General features: G+C 47.2%; 24 protein-coding genes and 1 tRNA gene. 15 read left to right on the forward strand and 10 right to left on the reverse strand.

Annotation, left to right across the window (positions count from 1 at the left end):
* Positions 1-339 precede the first annotated feature (339 nt).
* Entirely contained in the window at positions 340-1,467 is a 1,128-nt protein-coding gene (locus Q0K92_RS03380) for an NAD(P)H-dependent oxidoreductase (protein WP_297324398.1), read from the forward strand.
* 38 nt (positions 1,468-1,505) lie between these two features.
* On the opposite strand, the gene Q0K92_RS03385 is transcribed toward Q0K92_RS03380, so the two are convergent.
* Positions 1,506-2,714 carry an alpha/beta fold hydrolase gene (locus tag Q0K92_RS03385; protein WP_297324399.1) on the reverse strand — a complete coding sequence of 403 codons (1,209 nt, stop codon included), beginning with the start codon at positions 2,712-2,714 and terminating at the stop codon, positions 1,506-1,508.
* Positions 2,715-3,091: 377 nt separating this feature from the next.
* On the opposite strand from Q0K92_RS03385, the gene ppa reads away from it, so the two are divergent.
* The gene (gene ppa / locus Q0K92_RS03390) at positions 3,092-3,640 is read left to right on the forward strand and encodes an inorganic diphosphatase (protein ID WP_297324400.1); all 549 of its coding nucleotides are present in this window, start codon (positions 3,092-3,094) and stop codon (positions 3,638-3,640) included.
* Between the two features lie 196 nt (positions 3,641-3,836).
* On the opposite strand, the gene Q0K92_RS03395 is transcribed toward ppa, so the two are convergent.
* The 4 genes from Q0K92_RS03395 to Q0K92_RS03410 are packed head-to-tail and all read right to left on the reverse strand — an operon-like array spanning position 3,837 to position 7,119.
* Entirely contained in the window at positions 3,837-4,217 is a 381-nt protein-coding gene (locus Q0K92_RS03395; protein WP_297324401.1) for a hypothetical protein, read from the reverse strand.
* Between the two features lie 36 nt (positions 4,218-4,253).
* Positions 4,254-5,645 carry a hypothetical protein gene (locus tag Q0K92_RS03400; protein WP_297324402.1) on the reverse strand — a complete coding sequence of 464 codons (1,392 nt, stop codon included), beginning with the start codon at positions 5,643-5,645 and terminating at the stop codon, positions 4,254-4,256.
* 13 nt (positions 5,646-5,658) lie between these two features.
* Positions 5,659-6,870, reverse strand: coding sequence for an NAD(P)/FAD-dependent oxidoreductase (locus Q0K92_RS03405; protein ID WP_297324455.1), 1,212 nt, complete (start codon positions 6,868-6,870; stop codon positions 5,659-5,661).
* A gap of 60 nt (positions 6,871-6,930) precedes the next feature.
* Positions 6,931-7,119, reverse strand: coding sequence for a twin transmembrane helix small protein (locus tag Q0K92_RS03410; RefSeq protein ID WP_297324403.1), 189 nt, complete (start codon positions 7,117-7,119; stop codon positions 6,931-6,933).
* Positions 7,120-7,272: 153 nt separating this feature from the next.
* On the opposite strand from Q0K92_RS03410, the gene miaA reads away from it, so the two are divergent.
* Complete coding sequence (gene miaA / locus Q0K92_RS03415; protein WP_297324404.1) at positions 7,273-8,226, forward strand: tRNA (adenosine(37)-N6)-dimethylallyltransferase MiaA; 954 nt, start codon at positions 7,273-7,275, stop codon at positions 8,224-8,226.
* Between the two features lie 148 nt (positions 8,227-8,374).
* Positions 8,375-8,710 (forward strand): BON domain-containing protein, encoded by a 336-nt coding sequence (locus Q0K92_RS03420; protein ID WP_297324405.1) that lies wholly within the window; start codon positions 8,375-8,377, stop codon positions 8,708-8,710.
* Between the two features lie 70 nt (positions 8,711-8,780).
* Here the strand turns inward: Q0K92_RS03420 and dapD are convergent, their stop codons facing one another.
* A complete protein-coding gene (gene dapD, locus Q0K92_RS03425; RefSeq protein WP_297324406.1) occupies positions 8,781-9,602 on the reverse strand; it encodes a 2,3,4,5-tetrahydropyridine-2,6-dicarboxylate N-succinyltransferase in 822 nt (273 codons plus the stop codon).
* A 32-nt stretch (positions 9,603-9,634) separates the two neighbouring features.
* Complete coding sequence (gene dapC / locus Q0K92_RS03430) at positions 9,635-10,831, reverse strand: succinyldiaminopimelate transaminase (RefSeq protein WP_297324407.1); 1,197 nt, start codon at positions 10,829-10,831, stop codon at positions 9,635-9,637.
* A 141-nt stretch (positions 10,832-10,972) separates the two neighbouring features.
* Between dapC and Q0K92_RS03435 the strand changes: the two genes are divergently transcribed.
* The 5 genes from Q0K92_RS03435 (at position 10,973) to Q0K92_RS03455 (ending at position 13,412) form a co-directional block, all read left to right on the forward strand.
* Positions 10,973-11,371: a hypothetical protein gene (locus tag Q0K92_RS03435; RefSeq protein ID WP_297324408.1), complete on the forward strand. Its 399-nt coding sequence runs from the start codon at positions 10,973-10,975 to the stop codon at positions 11,369-11,371.
* A gap of 2 nt (positions 11,372-11,373) precedes the next feature.
* The gene (locus Q0K92_RS03440) at positions 11,374-12,333 is read left to right on the forward strand and encodes an alpha/beta hydrolase (protein WP_297324409.1); all 960 of its coding nucleotides are present in this window, start codon (positions 11,374-11,376) and stop codon (positions 12,331-12,333) included.
* A gap of 208 nt (positions 12,334-12,541) precedes the next feature.
* Positions 12,542-12,631, forward strand: a tRNA-Ser gene (locus Q0K92_RS03445).
* Between the two features lie 203 nt (positions 12,632-12,834).
* Positions 12,835-13,029 (forward strand): type II toxin-antitoxin system VapB family antitoxin, encoded by a 195-nt coding sequence (locus Q0K92_RS03450; protein ID WP_297324410.1) that lies wholly within the window; start codon positions 12,835-12,837, stop codon positions 13,027-13,029.
* An 8-nt stretch (positions 13,030-13,037) separates the two neighbouring features.
* A complete protein-coding gene (locus Q0K92_RS03455) occupies positions 13,038-13,412 on the forward strand; it encodes a type II toxin-antitoxin system VapC family toxin (protein ID WP_297324411.1) in 375 nt (124 codons plus the stop codon).
* A gap of 493 nt (positions 13,413-13,905) precedes the next feature.
* Here Q0K92_RS03455 and Q0K92_RS03460 read toward each other — a convergent pair whose 3' ends face one another.
* From Q0K92_RS03460 to purE, 3 genes are read right to left on the reverse strand one after another with little or no spacing between them, the layout of a single operon-like run.
* Positions 13,906-14,793 carry a phosphoribosylaminoimidazolesuccinocarboxamide synthase gene (locus Q0K92_RS03460; RefSeq protein ID WP_297324412.1) on the reverse strand — a complete coding sequence of 296 codons (888 nt, stop codon included), beginning with the start codon at positions 14,791-14,793 and terminating at the stop codon, positions 13,906-13,908.
* Between the two features lie 10 nt (positions 14,794-14,803).
* Positions 14,804-15,943 (reverse strand): 5-(carboxyamino)imidazole ribonucleotide synthase, encoded by a 1,140-nt coding sequence (locus Q0K92_RS03465; RefSeq protein WP_297324413.1) that lies wholly within the window; start codon positions 15,941-15,943, stop codon positions 14,804-14,806.
* Entirely contained in the window at positions 15,943-16,431 is a 489-nt protein-coding gene (gene purE, locus Q0K92_RS03470; protein WP_297324414.1) for a 5-(carboxyamino)imidazole ribonucleotide mutase, read from the reverse strand. Before purE ends, Q0K92_RS03465 begins: the two co-directional genes overlap by 1 nt.
* A 235-nt stretch (positions 16,432-16,666) precedes the next feature.
* On the opposite strand from purE, the gene Q0K92_RS03475 reads away from it, so the two are divergent.
* From Q0K92_RS03475 to Q0K92_RS03500, 6 genes are all read left to right on the forward strand, one after another.
* Positions 16,667-17,098, forward strand: coding sequence for a biopolymer transporter ExbD (locus Q0K92_RS03475; protein ID WP_297324415.1), 432 nt, complete (start codon positions 16,667-16,669; stop codon positions 17,096-17,098).
* An 84-nt stretch (positions 17,099-17,182) separates the two neighbouring features.
* On the forward strand, positions 17,183-17,824 hold the full coding sequence (locus Q0K92_RS03480) for a superoxide dismutase (RefSeq protein WP_297324416.1): 642 nt from the start codon (positions 17,183-17,185) through the stop codon (positions 17,822-17,824).
* An 11-nt stretch (positions 17,825-17,835) separates the two neighbouring features.
* Positions 17,836-18,480 (forward strand): ATP phosphoribosyltransferase, encoded by a 645-nt coding sequence (gene hisG, locus Q0K92_RS03485; protein WP_297324417.1) that lies wholly within the window; start codon positions 17,836-17,838, stop codon positions 18,478-18,480.
* Between the two features lie 41 nt (positions 18,481-18,521).
* Positions 18,522-19,820 carry a histidinol dehydrogenase gene (gene hisD / locus Q0K92_RS03490; protein WP_297324456.1) on the forward strand — a complete coding sequence of 433 codons (1,299 nt, stop codon included), beginning with the start codon at positions 18,522-18,524 and terminating at the stop codon, positions 19,818-19,820.
* Between the two features lie 53 nt (positions 19,821-19,873).
* Complete coding sequence (locus Q0K92_RS03495; protein ID WP_297324418.1) at positions 19,874-20,698, forward strand: RNA methyltransferase; 825 nt, start codon at positions 19,874-19,876, stop codon at positions 20,696-20,698.
* A gap of 50 nt (positions 20,699-20,748) precedes the next feature.
* On the forward strand, positions 20,749-21,096 hold the full coding sequence (locus tag Q0K92_RS03500; RefSeq protein WP_297324419.1) for a hypothetical protein: 348 nt from the start codon (positions 20,749-20,751) through the stop codon (positions 21,094-21,096).
* Positions 21,097-21,149: the final 53 nt, after the last annotated feature.

The raw sequence follows: 21,149 nt of genomic DNA on the forward strand, positions 1-21,149 counted from the left end.
ATTAATTTAGCCATGACCACAGCATAAGGTGACGCTTCCCATCATTAGTTTTAATTATTACACGCAAAAATAAACACAGTCCGTGCGGTAGCGAACAAATTAAGATTGATGCTACGCAACCACTTATTTCCTTTTTATCCTGTAAGCATCTAATCGTTAGGATGAATCGCATCCAGTCAGCATTCCAGTTATACAAGTTGTGTGGTGGCTGACGCAGTGCAAGTTTGTGTTTGTTACCGTACAGACGACAATTTCCGAGCCCATTAATCTTGATCTAATCAATCATTGGGTGTAATCCACCCTATCCGTCGTCGCTTTTCCTTCATTAAGGAGCATGTTATGGAAAAACAGAAAGCCAACAATACCAATCCGACGAATCAAGCGGGAGAATCGACGGTGATCGAGATTCGCAAAGGCCAGACGTCAGGTCGGCTTGATCGCGCTGAATTTAGTGTTAGGTTCCGTGCCACATTCATTGACCCATCGTTCCGCAATGAGGATGAATCCATTGCGCGACTTGAAGAAATCGCTTGGCAAGCCTACATGGATGGCCGCAAGGCGCCCTTCACACAACAGGCGGGGCCAGGATATGTTGATCCGGATTACAAATTATCAGTCGAATGGATGGACACAAAACAACGCATAGAAGAAGCCAAACGGCTTTGGAATGAGCCTTCAACTCCGTCAAAAGTATTGGTGATCTGTGGCTCGGCACGCAACGATGGAACCTGCCCAGGCGAGATGTCCAAATCCTTCCGTCTTGCGGAGATTGTTCGCGAAACACTAGAGCAGGCTGATATTCAGGTTGATTTACTCGATCTTAGCCTGATTACCTCGGAATACGGCCGCAATATCTATCCGTGCAAAGGTTGTGTGTCGACGGCGATGCCTTTGTGTCACTGGCCATGCAGTTGCTATCCCAATCACTCTCTCAATCAAAACAATGACTGGATGGCCGAAATCTATGAGCGCTGGACGGCCGCTCATGCAGTGATCATCGTAACCCCAGTGTATTGGTACCAGAGTCCAGGCCCTCTGAAACTGATGATAGACCGCATGGTCTGCGCTGACGGCGGGAACCCTGATCCTACCTCGACTTCGGGTAAGAATGCAGGTAAAGCGAAAGCACTCGAGATGGCCGGATGGGATTATCCACAGCACCTGGCCGGACGTGCCTACGGCGTGATTATTCACGGCGATGTGGCGGGTATTGAAGGCTCACGCCGTTCTTTATCCGACTGGCTCGACTGGATGGGTTTTATCGACGCTGGCGCTCAGGCACGACTGGATCGCTACATCGGATATTTTGAACCCTATGCGACCAGTCACGATGTCCTGGACAAGGATATTGCGATGCAGGAAGAAACACGCAATGTCGCACTTGCCGTGGCAAAAGCCGTTGTCGAATTGCGTGCTGGGCGGCTCAATGAGGTTCAGGCAAAACTGCCACGCACGCGACCAAAGTAGATGGTCATTCTTTCTTCCCGGCCTTCAGCGTGTGTCAATTATTGTAAATTTCTCAAAATTTCTGCCCCTACGTTAATATCAGTTGTCTCACAGGAGTGAGTCTGTCCGGCATCCTCAATGACAGGTAGTTTTATTCGATTACCACATGCTCGGAAAAGAATATCAATCGTGGTGGATTTCTGTTGCAGAGGAAGATTCCCGGTTATCGCTGCCAGGTTCTGGGAAACATCTGATACGATTCCATCGCCTGCTTGAAAATCAACCAAGCTGGACAAAGTGGGTTGCCCCGTTCCAATGATCGAAATATACGATACATTGGTTGGAAGGGGATGAGTGGTCACGTCATTAAGTACATTCAAAGCCGAGCTGTTAGGTTGTAAATCCTCGATTGCAACACTGTTTGAATCGATACCCCCAGGCAGAAGATCGCAAATCCCGACTTTATTGAAAATGTCGAAAATATCGAAGTTAACGTGACATGCCTCGGCCCAAAAACTCCCTTGATGCGGAGTTCCAATGGTAATGAGTTTCGCAACATCGTCCCGATACGGAATGGTCGTGGTTGCATCGAACACGCGCGCTAATCCCTGCAGATATTCTCTTGCAGCAAGACCACCTGAGCTATGGCCAATCAGAAGAACCTTTGTTGCGCCGGGGTTCTTATCTAAAACCGCTTGAATGATTTCTGCAAGCTCACCTCCCAAAACATCAAGAAATAACCCCTGATTATCAGAGAAATTCAATGTGTAGAAGTCGCCAGCGCTACCCGTACACCCAGTCAGCAAGTTTGGGTCTGTCGGGCAATTCATATTCACTGTTTTTGTATCCTGATTGTAAGTAGGTATTCCGCCGAATGCCCAGCCAGCATTATGTATCAGATAGTCTCGATAGGCTGCCCATGTGTCTGCGGAAGAGGCTATCCCATGAACAAATATGACGGGATACGGCCTCGCCCCACACCCTGATTCTTCCAGCAAAGCGGATAAATCACCGATATCCTTGGGCGAGGCATCGTTCGGTCCCTGGTAATATACATGGTCGTCGGCGGAGGAAACGCCCACATAAGCATTGGTGTCGGGGTAATAGCGATAGGTATAGGGCGCAGATAATTGCACACCTGACACCGACGGTGAAAACAGGTTAGGGTAGAAAGTTTGCGCCCAGTTCAACAAGCACTCTACATTAGATGGCGTTGCGGTATCCTCTTTTACCGAGGAGTCGGCTGCTGCTGTGTTACAAATCATCATTAAAAATACGGCTCCTAGTGCGTGCACTAGTAAGGAATCGCTTCTGCATTGTTGATTGTTCATAGTATTTTCCCAAAGTAAAGAAACAAGATAACCGGCGATGAGCAAGTTATCTTTCCCAATAACCAGATTACGAGACGATACGGGTATCGCCTCAAAGCTTTGGAGTAATATAATCATGAAACCAAACGCAGTCTGTACGGCAGTGCACATAACAGAACAGCCTGTTAAAGCAAAAATTTCAGATGTTAAATTTTGCTTAGTGACTCACAGCATCGTCAAATTCTCGTCATCGCGATGACACGATTATTTTTCCGAGACACTGATGAATGCTTACCGCTATACTATAGAACCCTTAGTCTGCAGCTGGAGGAAAAATGAATCTTGATCGTGTTGGTTCCGGAACTGATATTCCGAACGACTTTAATGTCATTATCGAAATTCCGATGAATGCGGATCCCATCAAATATGAAGTCGATAAAGAAACCGGCGCCATGTTTGTGGATCGTTTCATGTCGACCTGCATGCATTATCCCTGTAACTATGGCTATATTCCGCACACTCTTTCGGACGATGGCGATCCTGTCGATGTTTTGGTGATATCGCCAGTGCCGCTGATCACCGGCGTTGTGGTACGTTGTCGGCCTCTCGGCATGCTGAGAATGTCTGATGAAGCCGGAGAGGATGCAAAATTGCTGGCAGTGCCCATCAACAAATTATGTAATCTTTATCAGGATATTGAGTCCTGCGAAGACTTGCCACAACTGACTCGCTCTCAAATTGCGCATTTTTTTGCACATTACAAAGATTTGGAAGAGGGAAAATGGGTCAAAATTCAAGGATGGGATGGCGTTGAATCCGCAAAATCGGAGATCCTCGCCGGCATACAACGTTTTAACTCAACCATCGATAAGCCGATGTTCTGACAGGCCGTTGAAAAACTATCTGCATTGCCGCTACGGTGTTAAAAACACAGGCTTGCTCATTTATTACGCATAAACTGCGCTTTCTCGCCTGTTTTTACCAGATATCGGCTGCTTAGAAAACGTTTTTCAATCCCCTGCCAGTTAATTGCAATAACCGATCATCCGATTAAGCTGACTATCGCATTCTTCTGATCAGCTATTTCTTCATCAAATTGATTAATAGGATCTCCACTAAAAACACAATCAATCCAAGTACCAACCAATTTCTTCCTGCTTTCCTTGCATCGGGATGATCCTTCTTGAGATAGGTGTATCCCATAGCTACACCTACGACCGGGAAAATGATCGTGCCGATAATAATCGCAATATTGACTCCCATTGAAACCACCGGTTTTTCTTTATCCGATGCATGCGCTGACTCCTTCGCGCGCACCGTTAAAGTATCCGATGCTTGAGTTTCACTTTTCTGCTGATTGGTATCCGCATTAACGAGTGGTTGATGTAACAAACTCTCGTGACACTGGATGCAAGATTCCGCTTGATCGGTATTTTCCGTGCCGCATTTTGGACAAAGCATAATAAACCCTTCTGAATGATATGATTAGTCGATCAGTTATGGATTGATCGTAAAAATAACCGCATGTTTAAACGTAGCATTATAAATCTGGTCCCTATTGTCATCCACCGCGAAAGTAACGGAATAGGTGCCCCAAGGTAAATCTTGCGTGGTGCTGTCAAAAAATGTAAATGATGGGATATTCATCAAAGCGCCGCCATAAACACTGATTGGTGTATCCGACGCCACGAATTGTAATCGATCGTTGAGCCAGAAAGTTCCTATTGGCGTCATTGCCTTTACCCAATAATCTGCCGGATTCCCGTTTCTGGCGCCAGGATCAAGCGCGACACGCAACACCAGATTGTCACCTTGCCTTAATAGCATTGAATCCGTTCTGTCATTGACAGATATCGAGACGTCAGGAATGGACTGAGCGACAGTTAGTTCTTGATTAAAGAACCACAAAACACCAGGATTGAATGAAATCTCACCGGACTGAATGGCAATATGATCCTCATCGCGATTGATATGATTGCCAACAATTCTACAGGCCGAAAAGCTTACTTTGTCATCAAAAGCCAAAACGATATGGGCGTTCTCAGTGATCCCTTGATACTGCAATTCAACGGTATAATCATCAGGTGTTCCCGCGATCATATCAATACCGCTCATACCCAAGCGCAGCGTCGCCACATCATCAGCGGTTAGCGTACGTTGCGACTCACCCGCCTGTATGCCTTGTTGCATGACCGCTTCAGTTTTTTCGATATTAAACAGCTTGGAAACACCACGGTCACCATTGGTAACGTATTGATGGCCTGCTGGAAGATCGTTGAGATTACGACTATAGGTTGTTTTATCAATCACTTCAGGTAGCAAGAAAGGATTATTAACCCCTTTGAAGAACCAGTGCAAATTGACATCATCACCACGCATATCATCGCTGGAGCCGATAATGCCATCAGCACCGCGATCTAAATCAAATACAGTGTTGGCACCTTTGGTAGCAGCCGTATAGTCTTTATCACCACCGGCAAGACCCGATTCCGACGCCAAGTTGGGATGCGCAAGACCCATACAATGTCCCAGCTCATGCAAAGCAACCGATTCAAAATCAAAGTGGTCACTCGGCACATTGTTTCCTGTGGTCATGACATTGGCTATCGTAGGTACCAGCCGGTTCCAGGTATTAATGGCATTCTGCACTGATATCTCCATCTCGCCCGCATGCGCAGAAGCAGGCGAAATACCCACCGTCACGATCAGTTTTCCTCCCGTACCATCATAGCCTGTTGGGTGGGTGATCATATCGACACTGTTGGTTCCACCGGCAGAATTGGTCTCACCGGCAAATTCAAACACCCCTGCTGCGGTTGGCGCAACCCATAGCAACGCCATGAATGGCAGTGAAATTGCATGAATAGGATAAAGGCGATTAAAGCGCATTGTGTAATGTCATTTAAACCACTTGCCCCGCTGCATGACCCGATGACCAGGCCCACTGAAAATTAAATCCGCCCAGATGACCGGTGACGTCGACCACTTCCCCGATAAAATACAAGCCCGGTATGCGTTTGGATTCCATCGTTTTGGATGATAATTCATGCGTATCCACCCCCCCCAGCGTCACTTCCGCTTTCTTATAGCCGACGGTGCCGCTGGGAACGATTTGCCAATCGTGAAGCTTATCGGCAATCTGACGTAATTCGCCGTCACGATATTGATTCATGGGTTTTGCCGTCATGACCAGCTGCGCCAGCATTACTGTACACCAGGCTTGCACAAAACGTTTAGGCAAATAACGCGTCAGTAGATTGGGTAACATGATAGCGCTTTGTTTATGCGTTAAGAGGATCTGCCATGCATCCTGCTGCGGCAATAAATTGACATGCAGCGATTCGCCCGGTTGCCAGTAGGAAGAAATCTGCAAAATCGCCGGGCCACTTAAACCACGGTGGGTAAATAACAGATTTTCACGAAATGCAGCGCCTGTGCAACTGACCTCAGCATCTATCGCTACTCCGGAGATATCCTTGAAAGCAGTAAAATCCTCAGCAGCAAACGTTAAACCGACTAGACCGGGGCGCAAAGGCGTCACACCGATGCCAAATTGATTGGCAATTTGATAACCCAGTGCACTGGCGCCAATTTGTGGAATCGATAAACCACCGGTGGCAATCACTAATGAGCTTGTCATGATGGTATTGCGCTCTGTAGTCAGCATGAATTTCCGCCCGGCATGTTGCGATGCTTGATCCGCGGATAAATATTCAACCTGCTTTACTTGGGAAGGTATTTGCCAGTCCACACCGGCAATTTCACATTCGTGTTGCAGCATATCAATGACTTGTTGTGAACTGTCATCACAAAACAATTGCCCTGATTTTTTCTCATGATAGTGAATACCATGCTTCTCAATCAACGCAATGAAATCCTGAGGGGTAAAACGAGCCAGCGCAGAACGGCAAAAATGCGGATTATTGGAAAGAAAGTTTTCCGCCTTGGCATAACGATTGGTAAAGTTACAACGACCGCCGCCGGAAATACGGATTTTTTCCGCCAGTTTGTGGGCATGATCCACCAATAATACATCGCGCCCCCGTTTACCCGCTTCGATCGCACACATCATCCCTGCAGCACCAGCCCCAATGATGGCGACATCTTTGGATATTTTTTTCAAGAATGCTGATCGTACTGCATACAGTTAATGCTTCTTGAAGCAATGAATATCTTACTCGGATACCATATCCAAACGATATGATATCATCATGACAATAAACAGAAAAAGCGATAGACCGATGCGGATGCTCAAAGACCTGACCATGCGGGTCGATTGGCCTTTATCTTTGTACATGTAATACAGTGCTGAGCCTAAGCTATACAATATGACCAGAAACAATAGGGCTGCAAAGGTTTTCAATGTCTTATTCCTACGAGAAGTTGATTTTGCCGAAGTTTAGCCGAGTTTCTCTGATTGTCCAATGACTATTTCATCATAAAATTCTCATAGTGCAAGAGATCGACCTAGTCATTGTTAATACAATACTTTCTAACATTCACTTATCATTGCGTCATGCAACATCTCATGCACTTACCGCCCGCTATTTTTTTAATGGGCCCTACCGCGAGCGGTAAAAGCCGGATCGCTTTGGATATTGCGGCGCATTCTCCGGTCGAAATTATCAGCGTTGATTCTGCTCAAGTTTATCGCCACATGGATATCGGAACAGCCAAGCCCGATCAAGCAACGCTATCCCACACACCCCACCATTTGATTGATCTTATTGATCCCAACGAACAGTATTCTGCAGCGCAATTTCGCAATGATGCACTGAATGTCATGCAAGAGATTACCCAACGCAATAAGATTCCATTATTGGTCGGTGGCACCATGCTATATTTCCGGGCACTGCAGCAGGGTTTGTCGGCATTACCGTCAGCGGATCAGGATCTTCGCCGGATGCTGGAAGATATGGCCGAACAACTGGGCTGGCCGGCCATGCATCAAAAACTCGAAGCATTGGATCAGGAAACCGCAGCGCGCATCAAACCAACGGATAGCCAGCGCATTCAGCGCGCTTTGGAAGTATGTTATCTGACGCAGCAACCCATGTCGGCGCTGTTAAAAACGCCCAAACAAGCGGAATTTCCTTATCGCGCCATCAGCATTGCACTCATTCCCAACGAACGCAGTCAGTTGCATCAGCGCATTGCTGAACGCTTTGAATCCATGCTGAACTGTGGATTAATCGATGAAGTGCAGTCCATCCGTCAACAATTTCCCGACCTCAGTATCGAATCTCCATCGATGCGTTGCGTCGGTTACCGACAGACCTGCCTTTATTTGGATGACAAAATCAATGCGACTGAATTGCACGACATGGGCATTGCCGCCACTCGTCAATTGGCCAAACGGCAACTGACCTGGCTGCGCCACATGAAAACTGATGCCGTGCAAGAACTTGATTGCCTGGCAGATGATCTGACCACGCAAGTACAGTGCTTTTTACAAAAAACCATGTCTTGAGTCTGGCTTGTCTATATCCCATTGGTAGGGTTATGATTCAAGACATCTCACAAAACAAAAACCAGAGCTAACAAATGCAATCAAATGGCAGACGTTTATATTGCAATAATTAGCTTCATTAGAAAAACATTGATAGGGAAGAAACACTATGCAAATTCGTTATAAATTATTTACTTTAGCCATGCTATTCATGACTGCGCTGATGCTGATCGGTTGCGAAAATTATGCTGAAAGAACGCATAAATCCTGGGTACCTCCACCTTCCGCACCGGTCTATGATGATTCGACTATTTTTGCGCGCATCGCTTCTGCGGTGCAGTCGGATCCGGTTTTACAAGGCACCAAAATCGACATCAAAGTGAACGATGGCAATGTCGTCCTGAGTGGCACGGTTAAAAATGATGATCAACTTACCCGCGTCAATATGCATACCTGGATCGTGGACGGCGTGAAGAAAGTGGATAACCAGATTGTTAAAAATTAATCAAACCTCGTCACGCCAAATAAAAAATCCCCATTTCGGGGATTTTTTATTTATCGCGTTCGCAATCCGATCAGATACCGCGCAGTAACTCATTAATACCTGTTTTTGAACGGGTTTTGGCATCCACCTGTTTGACGATTACCGCGCAATACAAACTGTATTTGCCATTCTCAGCCGGCAAATTGCCCGACACGACAACCGAACCCGGTGGGATACGGCCATAGCTGACTTCTCCGGTTTCACGGTTATAAATTTTTGTGCTTTGGCCAATATAAACACCCATCGAAATCACTGAATTCTCACCGACGATGACGCCTTCCACAACTTCTGAGCGCGCGCCGATAAAACAGTTATCCTCAATAATCGTCGGATTCGCCTGTACCGGCTCCAGCACGCCGCCAATCCCCACGCCGCCGGATAAATGCACATTCTTGCCGATTTGCGCACACGATCCTACCGTCGCCCAGGTATCGACCATCGTGCCTTCATCGACATACGCGCCAATATTGACATACGACGGCATCAACACCACATTGTTGGCAATAAATGAGCCCTTACGTACGGCTGCCGGCGGCACCACACGGAAACCGCCATCACGAAAATCACGAGAGCTGTAATCAGCGAATTTTGACGGTACCTTGTCAAAATAATTGGAAAAACCGCCCTTGATAAAGCTGTTGTCTTCGATCCGGAATGACAGCAACACGGCTTTTTTGATCCATTGGTGCGTCGTCCAATCACCATCGATTTTCTCGGCCACGCGTAATTTGCCACTATCCAGCATGGCAAGAACCTGCGCGACGGATTCCTTCAAGCTGGCATCAACATTGCGCGGTGTAATGTCTGCACGGCGATCAAAAGCTTCTTCAATGATGGTTCTCAATTCATTCATAATTTTTCCTAATAATTAAAATTCAGCCCGGCTCAACCCAAATGAGTCATCAGGTTCTTGATTCTGTTCATCGCTTCGATACACTCCTGCGGTGAAGCAACCAGTGCAATCCGTACATAATTCTTCCCCGGATTGATGCCATGCGCATCGCGTGCCAGATAGCTGCCTGGCAACACCGTCACATTATAATCTTGATATAACCGTTTGGTGAATTCGGTATCGCTGATGAGCGTTTTAAGCCACAAATAAAAACCCGCATCCGGCATCTGCACTGCTGTCGCATCCGACAACAATGCGATAGCATCAGAGAATTTCTGTGCGTACAAACGACGATTTTGCACCACATGTGCTGCGTCATTCCAGGCCACAGCACTCGCAGCCTGAGCGACGGGGCTCATCGCGGAACCATGATACGTGCGATATAACAGGAATTTTTCCAATAGTTTGGCATCTCCGGCTGCAAAACCGGAACGTAGCCCCGGCACATTGGAGCGTTTTGACAGGCTATTGAATACCACCAAACGCGGAAAACCGGAACGGCCCAGTTGCTGCGCGGCATCCAGTGCCCCTAACGGGGGATTGGCTTCGTCAAAATAAATTTCCGAATAACATTCATCCGCAGCGACCACAAAACCATAACGATCCGACAACGCAAACAACTCCCGCCATTCCTGCAGCGTCATCACGCCACCGGTAGGATTGTTCGGCGAGCACACATAAATCAATTGTGTGCGTGACCATACATCATCGCTCAACTGTGAAAAATCCAGCTTAAAGCGGTTATCCGGTAAGGTGTTAATAAAATATGGCGTCGCTCCCGCCAATAGCGCAGCCCCCTCGTAAATCTGATAAAACGGATTGGGACAAACCACTACCGGGTGAGCAGCGCTGGTATCCACCACCGCCTGCGCAAACGAAAATAACGCTTCACGGCTACCGTTGACGGGAATGATTTCCGTATCCGGGTTGATTTCCGGCAAGTTAAAACGCTGTTTTATCCATGCCGCGATGCTATTGCGCAACGTGGATGTCCCCAGCGTCGTCGGGTACGCGGACAAACCACCCAGATTATCTATCAGCGCCTGGCGAATAAAATCAGGCGTTGCGTGCTTGGGCTCACCAATCTGCAATTCGATCGGATTAAACGCAGTATTGCGCGTCACCCCTTCGAACAATTGGCGCAACTTCTGAAACGGATAAGGCTGCAGTTGATTTAAATTTGGATTCATACCATATTAGATACCGTGTACAGTGCCCGGAAGATTGGATTAATGTTGTGTGCGGATTATAAAACGGGTGGACAAGAATGACCAACTGAAATAATCCTGTTTATATCAGCATCAAGTTTTGCTGGAAAAAGGAGAATTGCCATGGACGACATCAACAAACTGGGCCTTCCCATTGTGCTATTGGCTGCCTTATGGGGGGCTGTCAACACTACCCTGAGTTTCTTTGAGATCATTAATGCTCGGCGTGACATGATGTTCGCACTGGTCGACAGTTGTGGGTATTGCGCTGAAAAAACACTTGGCCCGATAGAAATCTATCTCACCAATCTCCTCCCGCTTACCATCGGAAATATCATCTTTCTTGGTCTGATCTGTTACGTGATTTTATCCATTCCACGTCACATGAAGATTGCAGACGATATGGAAGCCAAGCGTTTGAAGGCAGCTTGCAGGGCTATCGCATTACTTCCCGCTTTTGGTGTGTTAGGTTTTGTCGGCGGCGGCATATTTGATATGGTCATGCTCATTCGGTCGCTTTAATCATGAAGAATCCCTTGAAGAAAGCGCCTGCATCCGTGTTTCTGTTTGTGATCCTCAGTCTGAGTGGCTGTGCAGTCATGGATAAAAATATTCCGGGCTGGTCACAATATCGTAGTCCGGACCAGGCAAACGAACTGCAGCTGGCATCCAGCAGCACGGGGAAAGGCGATCCAGTGCTGCTCATCCACGGCTTCGGTGCCAGCAGCTATAGTTGGCGGCATATCATTGAGCCACTGGCCCGGAAATACCGTGTCATCACCGTTGATCTGAAAGGCTTTGGTGAGTCACCCAAACCGCGCGATGATTTATATTCCGTTTACGAACAGGCCAAGTTGGTAAGAAATTTTATCCTCGAAAACAATTTGAACAACCTCCACATCATTGGACACTCATACGGTGGCGGAGTGGCTTTGGTCACTTCGATATACTTATCCGCATCGCATCCGCATCTGCAGAAAAGCCTGGTATTGATAGACAGCATCGCCTATCCACAGGATCTTCCGGATTTCGTAGAGGTATTAGCGACTCCGGTACTGGGACCACTGGTGATTCACGCTATCCCAAACGCCCTGCAAGTAAAGAGTCTGCTGAAAAAAGTGTATTTCAATGATGCACTGATTCCGCAAGATGCCATAGACCATTATGCCGGCAATCTGGACAAGCCGAATGCAAAATACGCCACACTAACCAGCGCGCGGCAGATGCTGCCGACAGATCTGCAACAGTTCTCGGACAATTATGCCAACCTGGCCATTCCCGCCTTGATTATATGGAGCAGGAACGATGAAATTATCCCGTTGGCGATTGGCGAGCGCCTGCATAAGGATCTGCCCAATTCAAAATTGGTTGTCCTCAGTGATGTTGGTCACGCGGTTCAAGAAGAAAAACCGTTACTCGTATTACCGCACTTGCAACAATTTCTGGATGCGGAAGCGCTCCGCCCTGCACCAGGTAGCAAGTAATATGATTTGCTGCAGAAAATAAGAGATGTAAAGTGTATTCAGCGGTATGAATTTAGACATAATTCACTGAAGCTTGGAATGTTGGAGTACCGTCTTCAGGCGGTTTGCGAAGTCCATCGGCAATACCGAAAAGATTATCTACCATCAATTAAAGCTTGTAATCGCTAGCCAAAAAGCGCACTAAAAGGTATGATTCGCCCTTCAACAAGGAGGTGTGGCCGAGCGGTTTAAGGCAGCAGTCTTGAAAACTGCCGTAGGGGTGACTCTACCGTGAGTTCGAATCTCACCGCCTCCGCCACCCACCCATCCGCACAAATCTGCAGCAATCCATAGAATCAAATAAAGCGCCCCGCCAGAAGATCCAATCGGTGAGCATGGCCTTCTCAAGCAATTCACCAAAGCACTGATTGAGTGTGCCCTGCAAGCTGTAAAGATTTTTACCCCCACTTGCCCTCATGCACAATAAAGCGCATCATGCGATGACCTATTCGGAGATAAATCATGAGAACCACCATCGTATTGGATGACGAATTACTGGAAAAAGCGCAAGCCTTGACTCATGTACAGGAAAAATCCGCTTTGGTTAAAGAAGCCTTGAAAGCCCTGATCGAGCGGGAAAGTGCTAAGAGATTGGCGAGTCTGGGCGGCACTGAACCGCAATTGGAAACCATTCCCCGCCGGCAAATTAACGAATAACTGTCGGAATGATTCTGGTCGATACCTCGGTCTGGATTAACCATCTGCGCAACAGCGATCCACATTTAGTCCGCCTGCTGACTGATAACAGCGTATTAGGTCATCCTTTTGTTCGTGGCGAACTGGCGTTGGGCAATCTGCGCCAGCGTGAAGAGATTCTAGCCGCACTGGATCACCTGCCCCAAGTCTCCATTGCTTTTACCGATGAAGTGAATTATTTCATTGAAAAACATGCTTTATATGGCTTGGGCATCGGACTGATCGACGCGCATCTGTTAGCTTCAACACAGTTATCCGGCAATACCAAGCTTTGGACACAGGATAAGCGGCTGCTGGCAGCCGCATTACGCCTTAATTTGGCAGCATCGGTTCACAATGACTAAACTTCGAAGGATAAACAACCCCGTGGCAAGACCACGGAGAATCGCAAGTTGATGGCATCGAAACCATCGATTTTACGGGTAGTGGAAACAGTACACTGAGTGCAAACCTGTTGGATTTACTTAAATTGTCTGATACCAGCAATACTTTAAAAATAGACGGCAAAAACCAGCAGCGGTAAGCTAGGGGGAGTCGGCAAACCTCAGCAATTAATACGGGAAAGATGTGGGATTCCTATTGTCATCCCAATCTACCTTGCTAGATCCACAAATAAATAAGATGCATCAATCACTAACAAATAGCCCCCCGTTTTTCGCATCAGACACGAGACAAATTCAGCTTGAATCATTTGGAAGAATATTCGCCTTTTTAGGAGCCCCAGAACAACGCGCATTTGTCATTCCGAACGTAATAGGAATCTTGTGGAATTAACATTATAGATTTCTCGCTATGCTCGAAATGACAGTTATTCAGAAACTCTGTAAGAGAATACTATTACGTCAACAACCGCAACGCTTCCTGATACTTTGCCATCGTCTGTTGCAAGATTTGATCGGGTAACTCAGGCGCTGGGGCTTTTTTGTTCCAATCCTGTTTTTCCAACCAATCGCGCACGAATTGTTTATCGAAGCTGGGCGGGTTTTGTCCGGCCTGGTATTGATCGGCGGGCCAGAAACGGGATGAATCCGGTGTCAACACTTCATCGATCAGATAAAGTTGGCCTGCGTCATCCAAACCGAATTCAAATTTGGTATCCGCGATGATAATACCGCGTTGCGCTGCGTAATCCGCCGCTTCGGTGTATAGCTGGATGGCTTTTTCACTGACTTTTGCAGTCAGTGCTTTCCCGAGTTGTTTTTCCACTTCCGCCAGAGAAATATTCTCATCATGCGCACCCGCGGCGGCTTTGGTTGACGGTGTAAAAATGGCTCCACACGGCAGTTTCTCAGCCAGTTTCAATCCAGCAGGGAGTTGAATGCCGCAAATGGCGCCGGTTTGTTGATAATCCTTCCACCCCGACCCAACCACGTAGCCGCGCACAATCACTTCAATCGGCAATGGCTTTAAGCGCCTGATGACAAATGCGCGATCACGCACTTGTTCGCGTTCGTTCTCCGCAACCACGGACTCCGGTGCAATGCCGGTCAGATGATTGGGCATGACATGTGCCAGTTTCTTGAACCAGAAATCGGACAACGCTGTCAGCAGCTTCCCCTTCCCTGGTACGGCGGTCGGTAGAATCACATCAAATGCCGATAAGCGATCGGTTTGCACGATCAACAGCTTATCGGCACCGACGGCGTAGATATCCCTTACCTTGCCGCGATGCAACAATGGCAGGCTTTTTATATTGGTTTCGAATAAAGCGGATGAATGCGTCATTGGTTTCGGATTAAATTTTGTTCAAGGTGTTTTTAATGTGGATCGCTTCTTGTAATGCCGTGTCAATGTCAATGTCAGTGTTCAATACCGTGAAATGCCCCATTTTACGGCCTGGGCGTGCTGCGGTTTTGCCGTATAAATGTAATTTGGTCGATGTATGTTGCAAAACCAGGCTCCAGTCGGGTTCGCCGCTTTGCCACAAGTCACCTAACAAATTGACCATCACGGCAGCGCTATGCTGTGTGGTTTCTCCCAATGGCATGCCGCACAGTGTGCGCACTTGCTGTTCAAACTGTGACGTGATGCAGGCATTGATGGAATAATGTCCGCTGTTATGCGGACGCGGCGCGATTTCATTGATCAACAGCTCATCATCCTGCAACACAAAAAACTCCACGCACAGCACGCCCTGATAACTTAGATTTTTAACAATCTGACAGGCAATGTTTTGCGCTTGCTGCGCTAATTGCTGCGAAATTCTTGCCGGCACGATACTGATATCGAGAATGCCGTTGACATGCTGGTTCTCAGAAACCGGGAAAGTTTTTAACTCTCCATCGGTGCCGCGCGCCACCACAACAGATATCTCATTTCTGAGCGGCATGAATTTTTCCAGTACGCAAACCGGGTGATTCAATTGCGCATAGGCGGCCAGTAACGCTGCTTCATCAGCAACGGCTTTCTGTCCCTTGCCATCGTAACCAAACTGGCTCACTTTCAGGATGCCGGGAAGCAAGTCCGCGACATCTTGCGTCGCAATGTCATCCTGTTGTTGAATGACCGCGAATGGTGCGACGGCAAAACCATTGATACCCAAAAATTGTTTTTCTGCAATCCTGTTCTGTGCAATGGAAACACTGTATGCATCCGGGCTGACGACACAAGATTTAGCGAGCGTTCGTAGTGATTTCGCCGGAATATTTTCAAATTCGGTGGTAATGGCGGCACATTGGCTGCTGAGTTTTTCCAGCGCTGCTTGATCCGCATAATCTGCACAGATGAAATCATCAGCAACCCGCCCGGCAGGACTATCACTGGCGGGATCCAATACCGTCACCCGGTATCCCATTTGCTGAGCCGCCATCACAAACATGCGTCCAAGCTGCCCGCCTCCAAGGACACCGAGCATGGCTCCAGGCATGATGCGCATTATTGCGGCAACTCGGAAGCCAGCACCGCTTCGGTCTGCTTCTGCCGGTATTCGTTCAGTTGCACGCTCAATTCGCTATTATTTACCGCCAATAGTTCAACCGCAAATAACCCCGCATTGGCAGCACCCGCTTCCCCAATGGCAAACGTCGCGACAGGCACGCCTTTAGGCATCTGAACAATCGACAGCAGTGAATCAAGTCCTTGTAAGTGCTTGGAATTCACCGGAACGCCCAAAACCGGTAGCGTAGTTTTTGCAGCAATCATGCCGGGCAGATGCGCAGCCCCTCCCGCCCCTGCAATAATGCATTTGATGCCGCGCGCCTTGGCTCCTTCGGCAAATTGAAACATCAAATCCGGCGTACGGTGCGCCGAAACCACTTTGGCTTCATAAGCGACATGAAATTCATCCAATATCGCAACCGCATGTTGCATCACATCCCAGTCGCTTTTACTACCCATCACTACGCTAATCAATGGTTTAATCATTTAACTTCAGTCTGCTATAAGTTTGAGAATCACGATGAACAGAATCTTGCACAATCAAGCTACAAAAACACGACTGGCTATTTTATAAGTCTGTGCAATAATCGTGTGATTTATTTTGATAGCTTCGATAAAAATGCAATTGGTATTATACTAGCCGCACTCAGTATCATCCTGTTGAATGGCCTATATTTCAGCGTAATCAGTTTTTATTAAATTATCTACAAAAACGGTTTTTATGAATTTTCAGCGCGGAAAACAAAACGACGAGCCAGAAATCAACCTGGTTCCGATGATTGATGTGTTATTGGTGATACTCATTTTCTTGATCGTTACCACCACGTATTCAAAATTTGCCGAACTCGAAATCAACTTGCCGCAAGCCAGTGCGGAAGAAGTCGACAAAAATGTCGAAAAACCCAATAGTATCGATATCACTGTCAATGCTGCGGGTGACTATACGATCAACCGGATACCCGTTAAATTTTCCAGTATAGAAAGCCTGCGCAATGCATTACAATCTGCAGCCCAGAATCTATCGGATCCATTTATCATTATCAATGCGGATGCAAAAGCTACCCATCAATCTGTCATCACTATTATGGAAGCTGCTCGTTTGGCGGGATACAATAAAATCACCTTTACCACTGAAACAAACAGTGCCCAATAACCAGTCAAATCAAATACAATTTATCAACATAACATGACATCACTCATTCGTCGTATCAGCAATGTATTCTTTAAGGAGAAAATAATGTCTAGCAGCAATCTTGAAAACTTTTCTAAAAGTGCTCAATCGGGCTCACAATATATACTGGCACCGCTGCCGTATGCGAATAACGCGCTGGAACCCGTGATATCAGCCAACACACTCAGCTTTCACTATGGCAAGCACCACAAAACTTATGTGGATAATTTAAATAACCTGGTAGCCAATACCGATCTGGCAGGTCAATCACTGGAACAAATTATCAAGGCAACCGCCGGACAAGCTGACAAAGCCGCCATTTTCAACAATGCTGCGCAAGTATGGAACCACATGTTTTATTGGCATAGCTTGAAACCGAACGGCGGCGGCGAACCACCCGCAGCACTGAAGCAAAAAATTGAAGCCTCGTTTGGCAGTATCGATGCGTGCAAAAAGGAATTTGCCCAAGCAGCCATGACGCAATTCGGCAGCGGCTGGGCATGGCTGGCGCTGGATGGAGACAAGATCGTTGTCGCTAAAACAGGCAATGCCGATTCTCCAATCACCAAAAATATCCGGCCATTATTGACCATCGACGTATGGGAACACGCCTATTATCTGGATTACCAAAATCGCCGCGCAGACTATGTGAATACGATATTGGATAAACTGATCAATTGGGATTTTGCCGCAGCTAATCTCGGATAATCTCCTGATTTATGACTGATATCACCATCGCCCTGTCAAAAGGGCGAATTTTTGAAGACACAGCACCGCTGTTAAAGGCAGCGGGAATTGTCGCGCTGGACGACCCGGAATCGTCGCGCAAATTAATTCTCGCCACCAATCGCGCCAATGTGCGTTTGATCATTGTGCGTGCCTCGGATGTACCGACGTATGTGCAATATGGCGCAGCGGATCTTGGTATCGCCGGAAAAGATGTGTTACATGAGCATGGCGGTGCCGGTCTTTATCAACCGCTGGATCTGAACATTGCGCGTTGCCGGATGATGGTGGCCGTACCTGAAGGCTTTGATTATGACTCTGCCGTGCGTCAAGGTGCGCGGTTACGTATCGCGACCAAATATGTGCAGACCGCTCGCGAACACTTTGCCGACAAAGGCGTCCATGTCGATCTGATTAAATTGTACGGATCAATGGAATTGGCGCCATTAGTGGGTTTAGCTGATGCGATCGTTGATCTGGTATCGAGCGGCAATACATTAAAAGCCAATCATCTTAAAGCGGTGGAAGAAATCATGCCGATCTCGGCAAGATTGATTATTAACCAGGCCGCATTGAAGCTTAAGAGAGAAATCATTCAACCGGTGTTGGATGCGTTTTCTGATGCTATCAAACAATAGGTTGCCAGTGTCGCTTCAGCAGGAATTCACTTCACACCATGATCCCGATAAAACGATTTAATTCAACCGACTCTGATTTTAATGCAAATCTTGACAAGCTATTGGCTTTTGAAAATGCACAAGACGATGCGATCGATTCGACAGTAGCCAAAATTCTTGCCGATATCCGTACCCGCAAGGATGCTGCGTTAATCGAATATACCAACCGCTTTGACAAACTTTCCGCAGCATCCGCCAAAGATCTCGAGCTCACACAAGACCATTTGCAGCGATCCTTGGCAGCTTTACCGTCGCCCCAGCGGATTGCACTGGAACAAGCCGCTGAACGAGTCCGCAGCTATCACGAAAAACAACAGCTCAGTTCATGGCAATACACAGATTCAGACGATACCCTACTCGGCCAGAAAGTCACACCGTTGGATCGTGTGGGCTTATATGTACCGGGCGGCAAAGCCTCCTATCCTTCCTCTGTGTTGATGAACGCCATTCCCGCCAAAGTAGCGGGGGTAAAAGAATTGATCATGGTTGTTCCCACACCGAATGGGGAAAGAAGCGACATGGTTCTGGCAGCCGCGGCAATCAGCAAGGTTGATCGGGTTTTTACGATCGGCGGCGCGCAGGCCGTCGGTGCATTGGCGTATGGCACTGAAACAATACCGCAAGTTGACAAGATTGTTGGCCCCGGGAACGCCTACGTCGCCGCCGCCAAGCGCCGGGTATTCGGCATCGTCGGCATCGATATGGTTGCCGGCCCTTCTGAAATTCTCGTGATTTGTGACGGCAAAACCAACCCTGACTGGATTGCCATGGATCTGTTCTCTCAGGCGGAACACGATGAACTAGCCCAATCCATTTTGTTATCACCCGACGCAGCATTCCTCGATCAGGTGATGCAAAGCATTAATCGTCTGCTGGACGAAATGCCGCGCAAAGATGTCATTCGCGCTTCGCTGGAAAATCGCGGCGCTTTGATTCAGGTACAAAACCTGGATGAGGCCTGCGCAATCGCCAACAAAATTGCACCCGAACATCTGGAATTATCGGTTGATCAACCGGAACACTGGGTCGATAAAATCAGACATGCCGGCGCTATTTTTCTCGGCCGCTATGCGTGTGAAGCGCTGGGTGATTATTGCGCCGGTCCCAACCATGTCCTACCCACATCTCGCACAGCGCGATTCTCCTCTCCTTTGGGTGTTTATGATTTTCAGAAGCGCAGCAGTCTCATTCAGGTTTCTCAGCAAGGTGCTGCAAAACTTGGGAAAATTGCCTCTGTTCTGGCCTATGGAGAAGGATTGCAGGCGCATGCCCTATCAGCAGAATATCGTTATAAAGATTGATAAGGTCCTGAATCATTAATGCGATAATTTATCGATGACTGCGGGATTGAATCATGACGATTATTACCTCACGTGATCACCCCCTCATTAAGCAACTGATTAAGTTGGAAGGGTCATTACAATATCGTAAGAAAACAGGGTTAACACTGCTGGATGGCATACATCTCGTTCAGATTTACAGTTCAGTGCTGGGCACACCTAAAAGTTTGATTGTCAGTCAGGCCTACTTTGAAGCTTCCGAAAATAAACGCTTTCTCAATATACTGTTTGGCAATACGCTGCCTAAAATAATCGTCGCCAGCAATGGACTATTTCGTGCCATATCCCCTGTCAAAACACCGACAGGCATTCTCGCGCTTATTGCAACGCCGGAATTGCAGAACGAATCCGACAATGGCAAAGAAACCTCGAGTGTCTTGTTGGAAACAATCCAGGATCCTGGAAATCTCGGCTCTATTTTACGTTCGGCTGCCGCGGCGAATATCAAAAATATCTATTTATCAAAACAATGTACCGACGCTTGGTCGCCCAAGACACTACGTGCTGCCATGGGGGCACATTTTTTCTTGCATATCCATGAAAACTGCGATTTACAACAGATTGCACAACAGTTTCCCGGAACGGTCATTGCCACATCCATCCAGGCCAGTAAAAATCTGTTTGAAATTTCACTGGTGGGGCCGGTAGCATTTGTATTCGGAAACGAAGGAACAGGACTATCTAAAGAAATAATACAAGCAGCTGACGAGAATATCTCCATTCCCATGCCCGGCAAAACCGAATCATTGAATGCCGCCGCCGCCGCCGCTATTTGTTTTTTTGAAAAAGTACGCCAGGATAGAGTGTCAGCAATGCATCCCGGTATTGGAACTAAATAATATAGCGGTGTATCATACTGCACCGAACAACACAGTATCTTTGGAGTACCATGAAAATTTCGTTTTTATCTTTGATCATCCTGCTTGGATGCTTGCTATTCAATTCCACCAATGTCATGGCGCTGCACCATGAACCACAGAATGCACAAGAGTCCGGTGGAAAAATGCCCAACAATGAAGGAAAAGTCATCGACATTATTGACACCACCGGTTATACCTATATGGAATTAGAAAACGGTGGCAATAGATTCTGGATTGCCGCCCCCACGACCAAAGTCAATAAAGGCGATCATATCCGTTTCATTGAAAATATGGTAATGACCAACTTCACCAGCAAAACACTGAATCGCACCTTCAGCACACTGATTTTCGTCACTTCTACGGAAGTAAAAAAATAATTTCTGAGAAAATTAAGCCGCAAATACTGTCATTTTTATTCATGGCGTACGCG

Origin of the sequence: Nitrosomonas sp., from assembly GCF_024282095.1 — a bacterium.
Classification (GTDB): domain Bacteria; phylum Pseudomonadota; class Gammaproteobacteria; order Burkholderiales; family Nitrosomonadaceae; genus Nitrosomonas.